The 18954-nt window shown below is 54.0% G+C and carries 19 protein-coding genes and 1 tRNA gene; 18 read left to right on the plus strand and 2 right to left on the minus strand.

Annotated features, from left to right (window positions below; translation table 11 throughout):
• The first annotated feature begins 8 nt into the window (after positions 1-8).
• From BMW84_RS19425 to BMW84_RS19490, 14 genes are all read left to right on the plus strand, one after another.
• Positions 9-956 carry a ribose-phosphate diphosphokinase gene (locus tag BMW84_RS19425; RefSeq protein ID WP_091071242.1) on the plus strand — a complete coding sequence of 316 codons (948 nt, stop codon included), beginning with the start codon at positions 9-11 and terminating at the stop codon, positions 954-956.
• A 261-nt stretch (positions 957-1217) separates the two neighbouring features.
• The gene (locus BMW84_RS19430; RefSeq protein ID WP_368086732.1) at positions 1218-2573 is read left to right on the plus strand and encodes a tetratricopeptide repeat protein; all 1356 of its coding nucleotides are present in this window, start codon (positions 1218-1220) and stop codon (positions 2571-2573) included.
• 196 nt (positions 2574-2769) lie between these two features.
• The gene (trxB, locus tag BMW84_RS19435) at positions 2770-3723 is read left to right on the plus strand and encodes a thioredoxin-disulfide reductase (protein WP_091071244.1); all 954 of its coding nucleotides are present in this window, start codon (positions 2770-2772) and stop codon (positions 3721-3723) included.
• 197 nt (positions 3724-3920) lie between these two features.
• On the plus strand, positions 3921-4151 hold the full coding sequence (locus BMW84_RS19440; RefSeq protein ID WP_091071246.1) for a DUF1858 domain-containing protein: 231 nt from the start codon (positions 3921-3923) through the stop codon (positions 4149-4151).
• Between the two features lie 39 nt (positions 4152-4190).
• Complete coding sequence (locus BMW84_RS19445; protein WP_091071249.1) at positions 4191-5444, plus strand: DUF438 domain-containing protein; 1254 nt, start codon at positions 4191-4193, stop codon at positions 5442-5444.
• A gap of 164 nt (positions 5445-5608) precedes the next feature.
• Complete coding sequence (locus BMW84_RS19450; protein WP_091071251.1) at positions 5609-6559, plus strand: ROK family glucokinase; 951 nt, start codon at positions 5609-5611, stop codon at positions 6557-6559.
• 44 nt (positions 6560-6603) lie between these two features.
• Positions 6604-7503, plus strand: coding sequence for an RNase adapter RapZ (gene rapZ / locus BMW84_RS19455; RefSeq protein WP_091071253.1), 900 nt, complete (start codon positions 6604-6606; stop codon positions 7501-7503).
• Between the two features lie 57 nt (positions 7504-7560).
• Complete coding sequence (gene yvcK, locus BMW84_RS19460) at positions 7561-8502, plus strand: gluconeogenesis factor YvcK family protein (RefSeq protein ID WP_175498938.1); 942 nt, start codon at positions 7561-7563, stop codon at positions 8500-8502.
• Positions 8503-8533: 31 nt separating this feature from the next.
• Entirely contained in the window at positions 8534-9463 is a 930-nt protein-coding gene (gene whiA, locus BMW84_RS19465; protein WP_091071256.1) for a DNA-binding protein WhiA, read from the plus strand.
• 92 nt (positions 9464-9555) lie between these two features.
• Positions 9556-9825, plus strand: a complete 270-nt coding sequence (locus tag BMW84_RS19470; RefSeq protein ID WP_091071258.1) for an HPr family phosphocarrier protein — start codon at positions 9556-9558, stop codon at positions 9823-9825.
• A gap of 74 nt (positions 9826-9899) precedes the next feature.
• Entirely contained in the window at positions 9900-10424 is a 525-nt protein-coding gene (locus tag BMW84_RS19475) for a GNAT family N-acetyltransferase (protein ID WP_091071260.1), read from the plus strand.
• A gap of 104 nt (positions 10425-10528) precedes the next feature.
• The gene (locus BMW84_RS19480; protein WP_091071262.1) at positions 10529-11287 is read left to right on the plus strand and encodes an SIMPL domain-containing protein; all 759 of its coding nucleotides are present in this window, start codon (positions 10529-10531) and stop codon (positions 11285-11287) included.
• Between the two features lie 199 nt (positions 11288-11486).
• Entirely contained in the window at positions 11487-12590 is a 1104-nt protein-coding gene (locus BMW84_RS19485; protein WP_091071263.1) for a PdaC/SigV domain-containing protein, read from the plus strand.
• A gap of 179 nt (positions 12591-12769) precedes the next feature.
• On the plus strand, positions 12770-13408 hold the full coding sequence (locus BMW84_RS19490; RefSeq protein WP_091071265.1) for a GDSL-type esterase/lipase family protein: 639 nt from the start codon (positions 12770-12772) through the stop codon (positions 13406-13408).
• A gap of 76 nt (positions 13409-13484) precedes the next feature.
• Here the strand turns inward: BMW84_RS19490 and clpP are convergent, their stop codons facing one another.
• Positions 13485-14081, minus strand: coding sequence for an ATP-dependent Clp endopeptidase proteolytic subunit ClpP (clpP, locus tag BMW84_RS19495; protein WP_091071267.1), 597 nt, complete (start codon positions 14079-14081; stop codon positions 13485-13487).
• 286 nt (positions 14082-14367) lie between these two features.
• Positions 14368-14442 (minus strand) — tRNA-Arg (locus tag BMW84_RS19500).
• Between the two features lie 259 nt (positions 14443-14701).
• Between BMW84_RS19500 and BMW84_RS19505 the strand changes: the two genes are divergently transcribed.
• From BMW84_RS19505 to tpiA, 4 genes are all read left to right on the plus strand, one after another.
• Positions 14702-15754, plus strand: coding sequence for a sugar-binding transcriptional regulator (locus BMW84_RS19505; protein ID WP_091071268.1), 1053 nt, complete (start codon positions 14702-14704; stop codon positions 15752-15754).
• Between the two features lie 115 nt (positions 15755-15869).
• Positions 15870-16880 carry a type I glyceraldehyde-3-phosphate dehydrogenase gene (gene gap / locus BMW84_RS19510; RefSeq protein ID WP_091071270.1) on the plus strand — a complete coding sequence of 337 codons (1011 nt, stop codon included), beginning with the start codon at positions 15870-15872 and terminating at the stop codon, positions 16878-16880.
• Between the two features lie 111 nt (positions 16881-16991).
• The gene (pgk, locus tag BMW84_RS19515) at positions 16992-18173 is read left to right on the plus strand and encodes a phosphoglycerate kinase (RefSeq protein WP_091071271.1); all 1182 of its coding nucleotides are present in this window, start codon (positions 16992-16994) and stop codon (positions 18171-18173) included.
• Positions 18174-18200: 27 nt separating this feature from the next.
• Positions 18201-18953, plus strand: a complete 753-nt coding sequence (gene tpiA / locus BMW84_RS19520; protein WP_091071273.1) for a triose-phosphate isomerase — start codon at positions 18201-18203, stop codon at positions 18951-18953.
• Position 18954 lies beyond the last annotated feature (1 nt).

Raw genomic sequence — 18954 nt, forward strand, 5'->3', positions numbered from 1 at the left:
AGGGTATTATGCGTCACCAATTGCGAATTTTTTCAGGCTCCTCGAATCCGAAGCTGGCTGCCGATATTGCTGAGCGGCTCGGCGCGCCGCTGGGACTGATCAAGCTGACCCGTTTTAAAAGCGGTGAAATCTATGTGCATTACGAAGAGAGCATCCGCAACTGTGACGTGTTCCTGGTGCAGTCGCTGGCCCATCCGATCAACGAGCTGTTCGTGGAGTTGCTGGTGATGATCGATGCAGCCAAACGCGCTTCGGCAAGAACCGTTAACATTATCGTGCCGTATTACGGATATGCCCGTCAGGAACGCAAGTCCGCTCCGCGTGAGCCGATTTCGGCCAAAATGGTTGCGGATGTGCTGACCACCGCGGGAGCCACGCGTGTCATTACCGTCGACCTGCATGCAGCCGCCATCCAAGGCTTTTTCAATATTCCGGTGGACCATGTCACCGCACTGGATTTGATCAGCAGCTACCTGAAATCGAAAAATATCGCCGATCCGGTAGTCGTCTCGCCGGATGCCGGCCGGGCCTCCATGGCCGAGAAGCTGGCCAGCCGCCTGGATTCGCCGTTCGCGATCATGATCAAGAAGCGCCCGGCGCATAACGAATCGGTCATTACGCATGTGATCGGCGATGTCGCCGGACGGACGCCGGTCATCATCGAGGACCTGATCGATACCGGAACCACAATTGTCAACGTGGTGGAGGGCCTCAAGGAGCGGGGCGCGAAGAACAGCATCATTTGCGCGACCCACGGCTTATTCTCGGCGGATGCGCTCAGCCGGATGGAGCATCCCAATATCGACGAGGTGGTCATCACCGATACGATTGCGCTGCCGGATGACCATTCCAGCCGGTTCACGGTATTGTCGGTCGGACCGATTCTTGCCGAAGCGACGCGGATCATTATCGAAGGCGGCTCGATCGATAAGCTGTTCCGGCATACGGATCTATAAAAGCCGCAGGTCTGTTTTCATAGCTTTGCAGCCAAAGCCCCGCATTGTGGGGCTTTTTTGCTTGCAATTTCCTCTCCAATGTTTGCCGCAAACCTTGAGAACCCCCCTGCAACCTGTGGTATACTGGGTGAAGATGCTTAGGCAGCATGACCCAACCAGATAGAAGGCGTGACAATAGGGGCCCGTACGTTTGTCCGGTAAGGCCCTTTTATTTTTCGCCGTAGCGTTAGGAAGCTGAAACAAAGGAGGTGCCTCGCTTCCATGATTGAACGAACTTCAGAGACGGACGGGACTGTCGGCAACGTCATTCCGGTCACTCTGGACGCCAATTTTTTCTTTGAAAGAGCCGTACGGTCGCTGGACCGCTTCCAATATGAAAAGGCGCTCAAAAATTTTCGCAAGGCCGTTGAATATGAACCGGAGAATCCCGTGAACCATTGCAATATGGCGGGGATATTATCGGAGATGGGTGATTATGAAGGCTCGAACGGGATTTTGCGGCATGTGCTCGAGACCATTGATCCCCAGATGACGGAGTGCCATTTCTTTATGGCCAATAATTACGCCAATATGGAGAACTACGAAGAAGCCGAACGCGAGCTCGTGATGTATCTCGAAGAAGATGCGAAGGGCGAATATATGGCCGAATCCGAAGAGCTAATGGAGCTGCTGCAATACGAGCTGAACCGTCCGGCGCCGCTGGCACGCATCCGCAGCCGGGAAGGCGTGGTGGAGCATGACAAAGCCCGCAGTCTTTTGGAGGAGGGCAAGTTTACGCAAGCGGTAAAGCTGCTGGAAGAAATCACGGAGAATACTCCCGATTTTCTGGCTGCACACAATAATCTGGCATTGGCCTACTTCTATATGGGAAGATTTACGAAAGCCAAAGAATGTATTGCGGAAGTGCTGGAGCGGGATCCCGGCAATCTGCATGCGCTCTGCAACTTGGCGATTTTCCTCCAATACGAGGGGGACCGCGAACAGCTGCCCGCCTTGCTCCATCTGCTGGAAGTGACGGTGCCGTTCCATAGAGAGCATGTATTCAAAATCGCAACGACCATGGGCATTCTCGGCGGCCATCGTACCGCGTACGCCCATTTCCGCCGCCTGCTGAAAGATGAAGCGGTGGAGGGAGACGCCGTGCTGTATCATTACTGCGCGGCTGCGGCTAGCAACAGCGGGCTGTATGCGGAAGCGCTGCGCTGCTGGAGGCAGGCCGAGCGGCTGGACCCCGGCTCGGTTGTACCGCGTTTTTTTGCGGCGCAGCTGCAGAAAGCGATAGCCGATCACCAACCGATGCCGCAGGTGAGCTATAACTACCAGCTCCCTTTCCAGGAGCAGCTTAAGCGGTGGAAGGATGATGCCGGCGCCTTTACGGCGGAGGTGCGAAACAATCCGCTGCTGCGGGCATCGTTCTTTTGGGCACTGCGCTACGGCGATGCCGCGACCCGTTCGCAGGTCGGCGAAGCGCTGCGCTGGATCGAGGACGAGGAGCTGCGCGAGCTCATGCGCGAAGCGCTGGAGCAGGAGACGCAGCCGGACGCGCCGCTGCAGGAATCGTCGCTGCTGCATTTGCAGCGGCTGATCGGCGGCGCGGAAGAGCATCCGGCGTTGTGAGTTTGCCCTCGCGCTTGCCAATGCGGTGTCATTGCCGGCCAGCTTGGGTAAAGGTTAATGGGTCCCATAGGGGACGAAAGGTATAAATCGGGCATATTATTGTATCCTTATATTGTCCACAGAAACGCAGTAAGGCTTCGGCGAAGCCGGGCGGCGGATCTTACACATACCCTACCATTGCAAGGAGGCTACTTGGATGTACAAAACGATTGTCATCGGTACCGGCCCGGCGGGGCTGACGGCTGCAATTTACCTGGCGCGCGCCAATTTGAATCCGCTCGTAATCGAGGGTTTGCAGCCGGGCGGGCAATTGACGACGACGACGGAAGTGGAGAACTTCCCGGGTTTTCCTGAAGGCATACTTGGTCCTGACCTGATGGATAACATGCGGAAGCAGGCGGAGCGCTTCGGCGCCGAGTTCCGTAACGGTTGGGTGGAAACGGTCGATTTCTCGCAGCGCCCGTTCAAAATTACCGTAGACGGCCAAGGCGTGCTGGAAGCCGAATCGGTAATTATTTCTACCGGAGCTTCGGCCCGATATTTGGGCATCCCCGGGGAACAGGAGAATGTCGGCCGCGGCGTCAGCACCTGTGCGACCTGCGACGGCTTTTTCTTCCGCGGCAAAAAGATCATCGTCATCGGCGGCGGCGACTCCGCGATGGAGGAAGCAAGCTTCCTGACGCGGTTTGCCTCCAGCGTCACGCTGGTGCACCGCCGCAGCGAGCTGCGCGCCTCCAAGATCATGCAGGATCGGGCGCGCGAAAATGCCAAGGTGGCGTGGGCGCTGAACCGCACGCCGCTGGAGGTCGCCGTCTCGGAGACCGGCGTAAAGGGACTGCTCGTCCGCAACAACGAAAGCGGACAGGAGGAGCTGGTGGAGGCGGACGGCGTGTTTGTCGCCATCGGCCATACGCCGAACACGGCCTTCCTCGGCGGACAGGTCACGACGGACGCGAACGGCTACATCGTCGTGCGCCCAGGCACGACGGAGACGAACATTCCCGGCGTCTTCGCCTGCGGGGACGTGCAGGATACCCGTTACCGCCAGGCAATCTCAGCGGCGGGAACCGGCTGCATGGCGGCCATGGACGCCGAGAAGTTTCTGGAAGGCGCCATGGTGCATGACTGGAGCGAAACGCTGGACAAATAACCGTGCGGAAGCCGTTTAGGCGGCGCGCTTGGATATACGTGGAATAGCGGCAAAAAGCCGGAACCCGGACAGGGGTTCCGGCTTTTTGGCGTCACCGGCGCTATTTTTCACAATTAGTGCGCAAAATCACAATCCTGCCCTATTCCCTATGCTAGGCTGTATTTGAGAAAGATTCTCATTAATAAGGGGATGGGAAGATGGAGCACAAAGTGCTGAGAATGGATGAATCCATCTTTGATTTGGTCAGCCGGCATCCGGAGATCGCCGACATTATGGTCGAGCTGGGCTTCCGCGATATTGCCAAACCGGGGATGCTGCAGACCGCAGGCCGGTTCATGACATTGTCCAAAGGCGCAAAACTCAAAAAAATCGACGTCGGCGCCATTAAGCAGACTTTTCTGCAGCATGGCTTCGACCTTACCGAATAGACGGCAGTCCCAAAAACAACCTACAAGGAGCGAACGACAATGAGTGAACTGATCAACAACCGCGAAGCAGGCGCACAAGAGCAGACCCGCCGCCAGGAAATGCTGAAAGAAATTATCAAGGAGCTGCATGCCGGCAAAAGCGTGGAAGAAGTTAAGGCGCGTTTTGCCGAAGCCGTCGGCGATGTAACCGTGGAGGAAATTTCGGCGATGGAGCACTCGCTGATGACGGAGGAAGGCATTCCGGTGGAGGAAGTGCAGCGTCTCTGCTCCGTGCATACGGCTATCTTCAAAGGCTCGATCGAGCAGATTCACCGGTCCTCGAAACCGGAAGAACAACCCGGACATCCGGTGCATACCTTCAAGCTGGAGAATCGCGAAATCGAGCGGCTGGTCAACTTCCGTCTGGAGCTGCATGCGAGCAAGTTCCAGAAGAACGACAACGAAGAAATCATTTTCAAGCTGCTGGAGGATTTGAGCCTGCTGCTCGACCTCGACAAGCATTATAGCCGCAAGGAAAATCTGCTGTTCCCTTATCTGGAGAAGTACGGCATCTACGGTCCGACCAAAGTCATGTGGGGTGTCGACGACGGCATCCGCGCAATGATCAAGGATGTAAAAAATGCGCTGGCCCACTATGACGGCAATAAAGAGGAAATCGGACAGAAGCTTGCGGAGGTCAGCCGCGAAGTCAATGAAATGATCTTTAAGGAAGAAAATATTCTGCTGCCGATGGCTTTGGATAAACTGACGGAGGACGAGTGGGTCAAAATTGCCCGCGAAAGCGATGAGATCGGGTTCTGCCTCGCCGCGCCGGAGCGGGAGTGGATTCCGGAACGCGCGCCGGAGCCGGCGGGGGCGGAAACGCCGCAAGACGAAGCAGCACCGCAGGGTTTTATCCGCTTCGAGACCGGCATCCTGTCGCTGCATCAGCTGGAGACCGTGCTGAACCACCTGCCGGTGGACATTACCTTTATCGACGAGAACGACGTGGTCCGCTATTTCTCGCACGGCAAAGAACGCATCTTCGCACGCACCAAAGCCGTTATCGGCCGCACTGTGCAGAACTGCCATCCGCCGCAAAGCGTGCATGTCGTAGAGAAGCTGCTGGAGGACTTCAAGTCCGGCCGCAAGGACGCCGAGGATTTCTGGATCAACATCAAAGATAAATTCATCTATATCCGCTATTTCGCCGTACGCGATGCCGAAGGCCGTTATATGGGCACGCTGGAGTTCACCCAGAATATCGCGCCGATCCGCGCGCTTGAGGGTCAAAAACGCATTTTGTCGGAATAGTGACGGCATGAATTGCCGGGAAGCCTCTTGTCTCCGGAAGACAAGGGGCTTCTTTTTGTATGATACGCCCGGCTATGTAGCCTTTCCTTGACCGCGGGGAATGCTTCTATTATAGTGGGTACGTAGGATTAACAATTATAGCATAGAAAAAGGTGGCTTGTTACATGTCTGAACATATCTACGTTGGCGTGGATTTAGGTGGAACCACAATCAAGGTTGGGATTTGCAATGCCGAAGGTACGCTGCTGCATACCTACGAGGGACCAACCGGAACGGCGGACGGCGTCGATGCCGTCATCGACAACATCGAAAAGTATGTGCGCCAGATTGTGGAGGACTCGCCGTACTCCTGGGATCAGCTGGCTGGTGTGGGAGCGGGCTTGGCCGGATTTACGAACATTCGTGAAGGCATCATCATCCTTGCGCCGAACATAGGGTTTAGAGACGTGCCGATTCGTTCCATCCTGGAAGGACGGCTGGGCAAGCCGGTCAAAATAGACAACGACGCCAATGTGGCAGCTCTGGGCGAAGCATGGAGCGGCGCAGGACGCGGCGTGGAGAACAGCGTTTGCTACACCCTGGGCACAGGCGTGGGCGGCGGTATTATTATAAACGGAAAGGTATACCAAGGATTTGCCGGACTGGCCGGAGAACTGGGCCATATGTCCGTCGTGCCTGACCTTGAAGCCATCCAATGCGGCTGCGGCAACATGGGCTGCCTGGAGACCGTATCTTCCGCAACAGGCATCATCCGCATGGCGAACGACGCCGTAGCGCGCGGAGACCGTACGTCCCTGGCGCTCGTCGAGAAGATTGCCGCGAAGGAAGTTTTCGATGCGGCGAAAGCCGGCGACGAAGTGGCGATCCGCATCGTGAACCGCGCGGCGTTCTACCTGGGCAAATCCATGGCTGCTGTGGCAACCGTGCTGAATCCGGAAACCTTTATCGTAGGCGGCGGCGTATCCAAAGCCGGCGATATTCTGTTTGACGAAATCCGCCGCGTCTTCGCGAAGCTGACACCGGCTCCGCTGCAAACCGGCGTAACCATCGTTCCGGCCGAGCTGGGCAACGACGCCGGCATTATCGGAGCTGCGGGCCTGCTCTTGCGTTCTTAAGCCACCGGAATCATTCATATACTACATTTAGGGAGGGACGCCTTGTGACCGAATTGGAGCAATCTCCGCCCGGTGGTGCCACCCTGATCATTATTACGGGGATGTCGGGGGCGGGTAAAACGATCGCCGTGCAAAGCTTGGAGGATCTCGGCTTTTTCTGCGTTGATAACCTGCCGCCGGTGCTGATTCCCAAGTTTGCCGAGCTGATCGAGCAGTCCAAAGGAAAAATCTCCAAAGTGGCGCTCGTCATCGACCTGCGGGGGCGCGAGTTTTTTACCGCGCTGTCCGAATCGTTGGCGTATATCAAAAACGAATCGTCGATCGGCTGCGAAATTTTATTCCTCGATGCCACCGATTCCGTATTGGTGCAGCGCTACAAGGAAAGCCGCCGCCACCATCCGCTGGCGCCGAAAGGCATGCCGCTGGACGGCATCAAGCTGGAGCGGCAGATGCTGGAGGACCTGAAGGCTTCGGCAACGCTCTGCCTGGATACGAGCAGCATGAAGCCGGCACAGCTGAAAGAGAAAATCGTTTCGCGTTTCTCCCATTTGGGCAAAAGCCTGCTCTCCGTCAACATCACTTCGTTTGGCTTCAAGTACGGCATTCCGATTGATGCAGACCTCGTCTTTGACGTCCGCTTTTTGCCGAATCCGCATTATGTGGACCAACTGCGTCCCAAAACCGGCCAGGACAGCGAAGTATACGATTATGTGATGAAGTGGACGGAGACGCAGACCTTTTTGGCTAAATTGCTCGATATGCTGCAGTTCCTGATTCCGCAGTACCATAAGGAAGGCAAAGCTCAGATTATTATCGGGATCGGCTGTACGGGCGGCAAACACCGTTCGGTAGCCATCGCCGAATACTTGGGCAAAATGCTGGGCGTGAGCGAAACCGAAGCGGTAACCGTCAGTCACCGCGATTCCGAGCGCGACCGGCATTAACGAGAGAAGGGGACTTTTGTGGCGGAAGAACAAAGACAGCGTCCGCGTATCGTCGTCATGGGCGGCGGTACCGGGCTATCTGTCATGCTGCGCGGTTTGAAGGAAAAGCCGCTCGATATTACGGCGATCGTAACGGTGGCCGATGACGGAGGCAGCTCCGGCATTCTTCGCAATGAGCTGCAGATGCCGCCTCCGGGCGATATCCGCAACGTGTTGACGGCGATGGCCGACGTGGAGCCGCTAATGGCGGAAATTATGCGTTATCGCTTCAGCACGGGAGAAGGCTTGGCGGGGCATAGCCTCGGCAACCTGATTTTGGCGGCGCTTACGGACATTTCCGGCGACTTCGTAACGGCGGTCCGCGAGCTGAGCCGGGTATTTGCGGTAAGGGGCCGGGTGCTCCCTGCAGCGGGTGACGCTGTAGTGCTGCACGCGGAAATGGCCGACGGCACGATTATTACCGGGGAATCAAAGATTCCCGAAGCCGGCGGCGTGATCAAACGGGTGTTTTTGGAGCCCGCCGATGTCGAGCCGCTGCCGGAAGCGCTTGAAGCGATTCGCAAGGCCGACGCCATCCTGCTCGGTCCGGGCAGCCTGTATACGAGCATTTTGCCAAATTTGCTGGTGCCTAAGCTGGCAGAGGCGGTCGTCGAGTCTCAGGCGATCAAAATTTTTGTCTGCAATGTGATGACCCAGCCGGGAGAAACCGACAACTACACGGTCAGCGACCACTTGCAGGCGGTATATGACCATATCGGTCTTCATTTGTTTGATTATGTTATCGTGAACGACGGAGAAATTCCGGAACAGGTTCAGGTAAAATACGCGGAGAAGGGCGCACGCCCGGTACAGCTCGACGAGGATGCCCTGGCCGAGAACGGCTATAAGGTCATTGCCGACAAGCTGGTGCTGTTCAAAACTTATCTGCGTCATGATACTGACAAGCTCAGCCATCATATTTACCAGCTGGTCCAGGATTGGATCTCCAGAGGTCATTAATCTGATTTGAAATCTGAAAGAGGTGAGCCCCTTGTCTTTTGCGGCCTTGACCAAAAAAGAGTTGACGATGGTGGAGAGCCAGCCCTGCTGCGAAAAAGCGGAAATGTCCGCACTGATCCGCATGAACGGTTCCGTTCAGCTGTCCAGCAAAAAGGTGGTTCTTGACATTTCGACGGAGAACGCCGCGATTGCAAGACGGGTATATTCTTTGCTTAAGAAATATTACCAGGTCCATATCGAGCTGCTCGTGCGTAAAAAAATGCGTTTGAAGAAAAATAACGTCTACATCGTCCGGATTCCGAGCCATGTTCAGGAAATTTTGAAAGATCTGCGGATCGTGTCGGAGGGCTTTATTTTTACCGACGGCATTGATCACGAAATCGTCGCCAAAAACTGCTGCAAACGCGCTTACCTGCGCGGAGCGTTCCTGGCCGGCGGGTCGGTGAACAATCCGGAAGGCTCCTCCTATCATTTGGAAATCGCTTCCATGTATGAGGAGCACTGCAAAGCGCTGGTGGAGCTGGCTGGAGAATTTCACCTGAACGCCCGCTGCATAGAGCGGAAAAAAGGCTTCATCCTATACATTAAGGAAGGCGAGAAAATCATCGAGTTTTTGAGCCTGATCGGGGCGCATCAAGCGCTCTTTAAGTTCGAGGATGTGCGGATCATGCGCGATATGCGTAATTCCGTGAACCGGATCGTCAACTGTGAAACCGCCAATTTGAACAAGACGATCGGTGCCGCCGTGCGCCAGATCGAGAACATCAAGCTGCTGCAGCGCGAGGTAGGGCTGGAGAGCCTTCCCGATAAGCTGCGCGAGGTCGCCGAGATCCGGCTGGCCCATCCCGAAATCAATCTTAAGGAAGTCGGCGAAATGCTGAAGGGAAACGTCAGCAAATCCGGCGTGAACCACCGGCTGCGCAAAATCGACGAGCTGGCGGAAAAGGTGCGGGGCAGCTGAAATTATTCTAGTGTGGATGACGTTAAAATGATATAATGTTATAAAATTATGTGAGATTTTTGGGCAGATCTTAATTAGGGGGTAAACGTTTCATGACAAAGCACCCGGTAGTCGTACGGTTGAAAACGGGGCTTCACGCTCGCCCGGCCGCATTGTTCGTGCAGGAAGCCAATAAGTTTTCTTCCGAGATTTTCGTGGAAAAGGACGATAAAAAAGTTAACGCCAAGAGCATCATGGGCATTATGAGCCTCGCGATCAGTTCCGGTACGGAGATTCATATCAGCGCGGACGGCGCCGATGCGGATCAGGCTGTAACCGCTTTGATGAATCTGGTAAGCAAGGAAGAGCTGGAAAATCAATAATTTTGCAAAGCCTTACTTTTGCTATAAATAAAGCCCTGCGGGGCTTTTTTTATTATCTTCGGGAGGACCTGAGCATGGACAAGCAGGCCATTTTGGTCGAGCCGACGGAACGGCTGAAAGCGCAGTATCTTGATTTTTATAAGGAGTGGGTTGCCAGCGGCGAAGATATCGTGCCTTGGGTCGTTGAAATGGATCCCTCCGATTTTCCGGCGATGCTGCAGATTTTGCGGAATAATGCCGAAGGGGTAAACATCCCTGCCGGGTTTGTGGCCAGTTCAACATACTGGCTGGTAACGCCCGAAGAGAAGGTGGTCGGTGCGGTCAACATCCGCCATCAATTGACGGAACGTCTGCGCACCAGCGGCGGGCATATCGGTTACGGGATCGTGCCTTCCGCCCGGCGGAAGGGCTATGCGAAGCTGATGCTGAAGCTCGCGCTTGGGCGGGCGAAGGCGCTGGGCATCCTGCAAGCGCTTGTCGTCTGCGACGCCGTGAATACCGGGTCGGAACGGACCATCCGGGCAAACGGCGGCGTTCCCGAAGAACCGTTCATTGAGCCGGACGGCAACGTCATTTTGCGGTTCTGGATTGAACCCTGAAAAAATAATCTGCATCGGACGAAACATATGCAACTTTTGCCAAGCCGGTTCGTCTAGAGGGTACCAACCAAACATTTTGTACCTTTGAAAGGGGATAATCAATCATGAACAAATGGGGTAAATCTCTGGGGGCTGTGCTGCTGGCGGGAAGTTTGCTGATCGGAGGCCTGGCGTTGAGCGGCGCATTCCAAAGTCCTGAAAAGGCTTACGCTGAGGATGTACAGAAAAATATCGTCAGCGTCGTCGGTAAAGGCGAGCTTTCGATCAAACCGGATATTGTATACCTGTCCATCGGCGTAAGCACAACGGCGGCAACGGCGGAAGAAGCGCAAAAGAGCAACGGGGGCAAAATTGCGAAGCTGACAGCCCTGTTCAAGAACACTTGGAAAATTGCCGACAAGGATATCCAAAGCACCCAATTCTCGGTTCAACCGAACTATACCTACTCCGAGAAAGACGGACAGCAAGTGAAAGGCTACATCGCCCAGCACACGATGCAAGTGGCCTACCGCGACTTGGCCAAAGTCGGTGAACTGCTGGATGCCGCTTCGGCCGCAGGCGCGAACAACATCGGCAACGCCAGATTTGCCATCGAGGATACCTCGGCTTTCGAAGCTCAAGTCATTGAAAAAGCAATGGCCAACGCCGACGCCAAAGCCGCCGCAATCGCCAAAGCCGCTAAACGCAGCGTAGGCCAAGTGGTTACCGTCATTCAAAACGATGACGGCAACAATCCGGTATTCTACGCCGAAGCCGCCTCGATGTCGTCCAAAGCCGCAGCCGACATGGCCGGCGGAACCTCTGTACAGCCCGGCGAAGTATCGGTAACTACCCAATTGAACGTGACGTATGAACTGAAATAATCAGGCTAAGCCCAAGCAAGACGCCGTTTGCCCCAGATTGGGGGCGGCGTCTTCTTTTTTACATTTATGTAACCGGAAGGTAGAATCCGCGCAGATTTGTTTAAGAAACTGTAAGGCATATTGTAACAACCCCGGCCCGGGCTTTCTTTATAATGGAACAAGTGGGACTACGACTTTCATCAACGGAGGGAGAAACAAGATGAACAAGACAACCAAGAAACAACTGCGGAAGATGGGCACAGCGATGCTGGCGGCAGGCATTTTGCTGGGAGGCGTGAATGTTGCGGCACACACGACTGAGGCGGCTGCGGCTAAAGCGGCGGCACCGGCACCGGCGCAAAAAACCGTTGTGCTGAAATATAACGGAAAAATCGTGTCCAGCCAGGGGGTATACCGGGACGGCAAGGTATGGGTACCGGTTACTTTTTTACGGGATACGCTGGGTATGCCGTTAAGCTACAGCAAAGCCGATACCACGTATACGCTTGGGCAAGGCTACATGAAAACCAAACTGATCGTATCGCCTTATGACATCTCGATTACCGTTAACGATTTCTTTTTGCTGGAATATAACGCCATGATGGACAACAACCGGCTGTATGTGCCTGTCGGTCTTCTGAGCGATTATCTCGGCTATAAAGCCGATTGGGACGCGGCCTCCGGACGGGTAAACGTGTTGAAGAAAGCGCAAAACGCCCTTACGGTTACAACAGCCACGTATGCCAAGGATTACCCGAAGGCGCCGATCAAGCTGGATTATCCGCAAATCAGCGGACTTGCCAACAGCGAAGCGGAAAAGTTGATCAACAATACGATCAAGCAGACCATCATGAATTATGCGGCAAACGCCGAGGCGGAAATTTCCAATATGGATCCGCAGTATAATCCATACGAGTTCGACGGGACTTATATCATTAAATACAATCAGGACGGCGTGCTGAGTCTGGTGCTCAGCGATTACGGGTATACCGGCGGAGCGCACGGCAATACGGTCTGGAACGCCTTCACCTTCTCGCTGAAAGACGGCAAACGTCTCCTTCTGGGCGATCTGTTCGGCGCCAATTCGAACTATAAGAAGACGCTGAACAGTCTGCTATCGAAGGATCTGAAAGCCAACGGCGGGTATCTTGGCGGATTTGTCGGTCTGAATACGGAAAAACAATTTTTCCTTCAGGACGGCAAGGTCACGGTCTTCTTCCAGCCATATGAATACACGGCTTATGCCGCAGGCTTCCCTCAGTACTCCTATACCTTCAAGCAGCTGTTGCCAGGCGGACAAAGCCCGTTTGCTTCCTTGAAATAAAGGGTCGATGATGCAGATGCCACCCCTTTTGCTCCCGCTGCTAAGCGGGTATGCAAAAGGGGTTTTTGCGTTCTTTGGACCATTGTCCCAGGCCGGACCCGGACATCTCCCCGTTGCGTCCCGCGGTTCCGGCACATAAGCTGTAACAAGAAGCGGCTTCAAGCGGGAGGAGGATATGGATGAGCTATCATTATACGGCGATTGGCGATTCCCTGACTACCGGGTTCGGGGCGCTTCCGGGGAACGGGTTCGTTCCGGTCTACCGACGGCTGGCCGAAGGCCGGCTTCATACGTCGGTCAACCTGACGAACCTGGGCGTCAATGGCCTCACCACGGACGGCCTGGAGCAGCGGCTCAAGAACGATTATAACTACCGGCTTGCCGTTCGTGATGCCGATATTGTTACGCTGTCGATCGGCGGCAACGATCTGATCAAGGCGGCCAAGGCGGCGGGAAACGGTGCCGGCGAGCTGTCATCGCTGCTGGAGAAGGCGCTGCGGAACTGCAAACGCAATTTCGGCGATATTATGGGTACGGTCGCCCAGTTAAAGGCAGGACTGCGTAAGCCGTACATTATCCGCATTGTTGGATTGTACAATCCGTACCCCCAGATTGCCGAAGCAACGCAGTGGGTCAAAGCATTCAATCGGCACGCTGCCGGCTACAGCAGCATGGTGTGCGGTTTCGCTTCAATCTACCAGGAATTTGCCGGCAATGAGCGGGGGCTGCTGTTCATCGACCACCTGCATCCGAATGGCCGGGGGTATCAGGTCATTGCTGCCAAGCTGAACGGGCTGGGTTACGGCCATCTCGGATAAATTTCATCCTCATGAAACACACAAAAAGCCTGCTCCAACCTTTAAGGTCAGAGCAGGCCTTTTGCGTTGTATCGGTTTATACGCCGGTAGGCAGCGTCTTCTCGATGACTTTGTCGACGATGCCGTAGTCGGCAGCTTCGGCAGCGGTCATGAAATAGTCGCGGTCGGTATCTTTCTCAATGCGTTCGAGCGGCTGGCCGGTACGTTCAGCCAGAATGCGGTTCAGCTTGTCGCGCAGCTTCAGGATGCGGCGGGCGCGAATTTCGATATCCGTCGCTTGCCCTTGGGCGCCGCCCAGCGGCTGGTGAATCATGATTTCGCTGTTTGGCAGCGCGAAGCGTTTGCCCTTGGCGCCGGCATTCAGGAGGAACGCTCCCATGGACGCGGCCATGCCTACGCAGATCGTGGATACATCCGGTTTGATGTACTGCATCGTATCGAAGATCGCCATGCCGGCTGTGATGGAGCCGCCCGGGCTGTTGATGTAGAGATGGATATCTTTTTCCGGGTCCTCAGCGGCCAGGAAGAGCATTTGAGCGATGATGGAGTTGGCAACAATATCATTGACATCCGTGCCGAGGAAAATAATGCGGTCCTTCAGAAGGCGAGAATAGATGTCATAGGCGCGTTCGCCGCGGCTGCTTTGTTCGACTACCATAGGAATATAACTCACGTGGAAAACCTCCTTGGATTGTGAATGAAGATGGGTTCATTTTTACTGTTACCGTATTAACCACATGATAAACTTATTCAAACAAAAAGTCAAAGAAAGTCAAACTCATTTTTTAAAGTTTTTCCAGGTAGCATGGACTAGATGATTTAGTATGCCTACCCTTCTGAAAACCAGCCAATATACTGGAGCCGAACAACAAAAAGACCCGCAGGAGTTGGCGGAAGAATCCGTCCCTGCGGGTCATGTTTTATAGATTGGTTAAATAAAGTAGGTGCTTTGCTGAAAGTGGCGCGCCCGCCAAGAATCGAACTTGGATCTCAGGCTTCGGAGGCCTACGTCATATCCATTGGACCACGGGCGCAACAGAAATTATTATATACCACTTACACAAGAAATGCAATAAATGAATCGCATTCAAAAATAGGCATTTGTTTTGACAATGCGGAGACAAGCCCGTGCTAATGTATAACTTGAAAACCGGTTGAGAATTATACATTCGGATGACTTGCGCAACGCGTCAGATTTCGGTAAAATATAGCTGGGACTTAAAAAGTTATCCCGGGACATTTTAAGACCACGAACAAGGGAATAGGGAAACAAGAAGTTGCAGGAGTGAAAGCATGCGTAATTTATTGGAGATTCAAAAGCAGCTTCTGCCCGACCTCATGGAAACCTTGAAGCGGCGGTATACGATACTGCATCAAATTATGTTGTCCGATATTATCGGGCGGCGGACGCTGGCCGCTTCGCTGGATATGACAGAGCGGGTGCTGCGCGCCGAGACGGATCTTCTGAAATCGCAGGGCCTCATCGAGATTGAAAGTGTGGGCATGCGAATCAGTCCCGCCGGACGCGGGCTGCTTGATATGCTGGAACCGGTAGCCAAAAGCTTGTTCGGGCTGGACGAATTGGAAGAGAAAATTCGTACGGCTTATGGTCTGAGCAAAGTCATCGTCGTTCCCGGCGATTGCGAGTCATCGGCGTTCACCAAGCGCGAGCTTGGCCGCGCGGGCGCGCGGGCGCTTCTCGGCGTTATGCGCGAGGGCGATACCGTGGCGGTTACCGGCGGAACAACGCTTGCCGAAATGGCCGACCAGCTTACGCCGCCGATCTCTCCCTCCTACAAAGACGCCTGGATCGTTCCGGCGCGCGGGGGACTCGGAGAGAGCATGGAAATACAGGCGAACACGATCGCGTCCACCATGGCTAAGCGAATCGGAGCCAACTACCGATTGCTGCATGTGCCAGATCTGCTCAGCGAGGATGCTTACCAGTCGCTGGCACTGGATTCCAACATCGGCGAAATCGTACGTCTGATCCGGAGCTCAAGGATTATCGTGCACGGCATCGGCGATGCGATGGAAATGACGCGGCGACGCAAGCTGGATGAACTGACAACCGCGGATATTCAGGGAGACGGCGCAGTCGCTGAATCCTTCGGCTATTATTTTAATGAAGAAGGCAAAGTGGTTCACACCATGCTGACGATGGGACTGCGGCTGGAGGACATTCTCCGCACCGAAGTCGTGATTGGGATCGCCGGGGGCGGACGCAAAGCCAAAGCCATTCACGCCATGCTGCGTTTCGGCCAGGAAGATATTCTGGTTACTGACGAAGCGGCAGCCGTCATCATCGGTAAGGAAATTGACGAAACAGCAAGTTTAATCGGGTAACTTCCAATATTCGGGAAGCATTTGTCGCCATTTTGAATTATACTAACATTGTTGTCATGACAAGCTTAACCGCCTGTCTTGAATAAATAAAATGAAATTTAGGAGGAACTATTCAATGAGTGTAAAAGTAGGTATTAACGGTTTTGGACGTATCGGCCGCCTTGCATTCCGCAGAATCCAAAATGTAGAAGGTATCGAAGTGGTAGCAATCAACGACTTGACCGACGCTAAGATGCTTGCTCATTTGCTTAAATATGATACAACTCAAGGTAAATTCGAAGGCGAAGTTGAAGTACATGACGGATTCTTCAAAGTAAACGGCAAAGACGTTAAAGTTCTGGCTAACCGCAACCCTGAAGAACTTCCTTGGGGCGAGCTGGGCGTAGACATCGTTCTGGAATGCACAGGTTTCTTCACAACTAAAGAAGCTGCTGAAAAACACCTTAAAGGCGGCGCTAAAAAAGTCGTTATCTCCGCTCCAGCTACTGGCGACATGAAGACCGTTGTTTACAACGTAAACCATGATATCCTTGATGGTTCCGAAACTGTAATCTCCGGCGCTTCTTGCACAACCAACTGCCTGGCTCCAATGGCGAAAGTCCTGAACGACAAGTTCGGCATCGTTGAAGGCCTGATGACTACAATCCATGCTTACACTGGCGACCAAAACACTTTGGACGCTCCGCATGCGAAGGGTGACTTCAGACGCGCTCGTGCAGCTGCTGAGAACATCATTCCTAACACTACTGGCGCAGCTAAAGCGATCGGCCTGGTTATTCCTGAGCTGAAAGGCAAACTCGACGGCGCAGCTCAACGCGTACCTGTACCTACAGGCTCCCTGACTGAGCTGGTTACTGTTCTCGAGAAGAACGTAACTGCTGACGAAGTCAACGCTGCAATGAAAGCCGCTTCCGATCCGGAAACTTACGGCTACACCGAAGACGAAATCGTATCCTCCGACATTAAAGGCATCACTTTCGGTTCCCTGTTCGACGCAACACAAACCAAAGTGCTGACTGTCGGCGACAAACAACTGGTTAAAACCGTTGCTTGGTACGACAATGAAATGTCCTACACTGCACAACTCGTTCGTACCCTCGAACACTTCGCTAAATTGGCTCAATAATACCGATTCATATAGCAGTGGCATCCATAGAGCGGAAACAGTATTTCCTTGTTTCCGCTCTTTCTGAATGAATTCATATTGGAACCCAATCGGGTGTGGAGGAAACTATTCATGAACAAAAAAAGCGTCCGTGATGTAGAAGTACAAGGCAAACGCGTATTCGTGCGCGTGGACTTCAACGTTCCGCTGGAAGACGGCAAGATTACCGACGACACGCGTATCCGTGAAACGCTGCCGACGATCAAATACCTGATCGAAAACGGTGCAAAAGTGATTCTGGCGAGCCATCTGGGCCGCCCGAAAGGCCAATTCGTTGATTCCATGCGTCTGACTCCTGCCGCTGAGCGTCTGTCCCAATTGCTCGGTAAACCGGTAGCCAAAGCCGACGAAGCCATCGGCGAAGCCGTAAAAGCGCAAATCGCCGAAATGAAAGACGGCGACGTGCTGGTTCTTGAAAACGTGCGTTTCTATCCAGGCGAAGAAAAGAACGATCCGGAACTGGCGAAGCAATTCGCAGAACTGGCTGATCTGTTCGTAAACGACGCATTCGGCGCCGCTCACCGTGCCCATGCTTCGACAGAAGGCATTGCGCATTTCCTGCCGGCTGTATCCGGTCTGCTGATGGAGAAAGAACTGAGCGTTCTTGGCAAAGCCCTCTCCAACCCTGAGCGTCCGTTCACTGCGATTATCGGCGGCTCCAAAGTAAAGGACAAAATTGACGTAATCGACAACTTGTTGACACTGGCTGACAACGTGTTGATCGGCGGCGGCTTGTCCTATACCTTCACCAAAGCCCAAGGCTACGAAATCGGCAACTCGCTGGTTGATAACGAGAAGCTGGATGTTGCGCTTGAGTTCATCGCCAAAGCTGAAAAGCTCGGCAAAAACTTCGTTCTTCCTGTTGACGTTCTCGTTGCCGACAAATTCGGCGCAGATGCCAACACTAAAATCGTAGATGTAACTGAAATTCCTGCAGGTTGGGAAGGTCTGGACATCGGTCCGAAAACCCGCGAAATCTACGCCGACATCATCAAAAACTCCAAGCTGGTCGTATGGAACGGACCAATGGGCGTATTTGAAATCGACGTCTTCGCTGAAGGCACCAAAGCGGTTGCTCAAGCTTGCGCAACAACCGAAGGTTACACCATTATTGGCGGCGGCGACTCCGCTGCGGCTGCCGAGAAGTTCCAGCTGGCTCAAGAGATGGACCACATCTCTACAGGCGGCGGCGCGTCCCTGGAGTTCATGGAAGGCAAGGCGCTTCCTGGCGTAGTAGCACTGAACGACAAGTAAGACCGAAGAAGGAGGCCATACCGAGTTATGAGAACACCAATCATCGCAGGCAACTGGAAAATGTTCAAAACCGTTCCGGAAGCTGAAAGTTTTGTCGCTGACGTTAAAGGCAAGGCGGAAGTAGCAGGCGTAGAAACCGTAATCTGCGCTCCGTTCACCAACCTGCCGGCCCTGGTAGAAGCGGTAAAAGGCACCAGCATCCAAATCGGCGCGCAAAACCTGCATTTTGAAGACAACGGCGCATTCACTGGAGAAATCAGCGGCGTAATGCTGAAAGACCTGGGCGTGAAGTATGTCATCATCGGACACTCCGAACGTCGTGCGTATTTCGCCGAAACCGACGAAATCGTCAACAAAAAAATGCATGCGGCATTCCGCCATGGCTTGACTCCGATCGTATGCGTCGGCGAAAAGCTCGAAGAGCGCGAAGCCGATCAAACTAAAGAAGTGTGCAAAGTGCAAACCGAAGCGGCATTTGCCGGCCTGAGCGCTGAGCAAGCGGCACAAGTCGTTATCGCTTATGAACCAATCTGGGCGATCGGCACTGGCAAATCCTCCACTTCCCAAGATGCGAATGAAGTAATTGCTTATATCCGCACCCTTGTGAAGGATCTGTATGACGCGCCTACGGCAGAAGCGGTCCGCATTCAATACGGCGGCAGCGTAAAACCGGAGAACGTCACCGAATACATGGGCCAAAGCGACATCGACGGCGCGCTCGTCGGCGGCGCAAGCCTGCAGCCTGCTTCCTTCGTTGCACTCGTTGAGGGGGCGAAGTAAG

The organism is Paenibacillus sp. NFR01, assembly GCF_900111565.1.
Taxonomy (GTDB): domain Bacteria; phylum Bacillota; class Bacilli; order Paenibacillales; family Paenibacillaceae; genus Paenibacillus_AQ.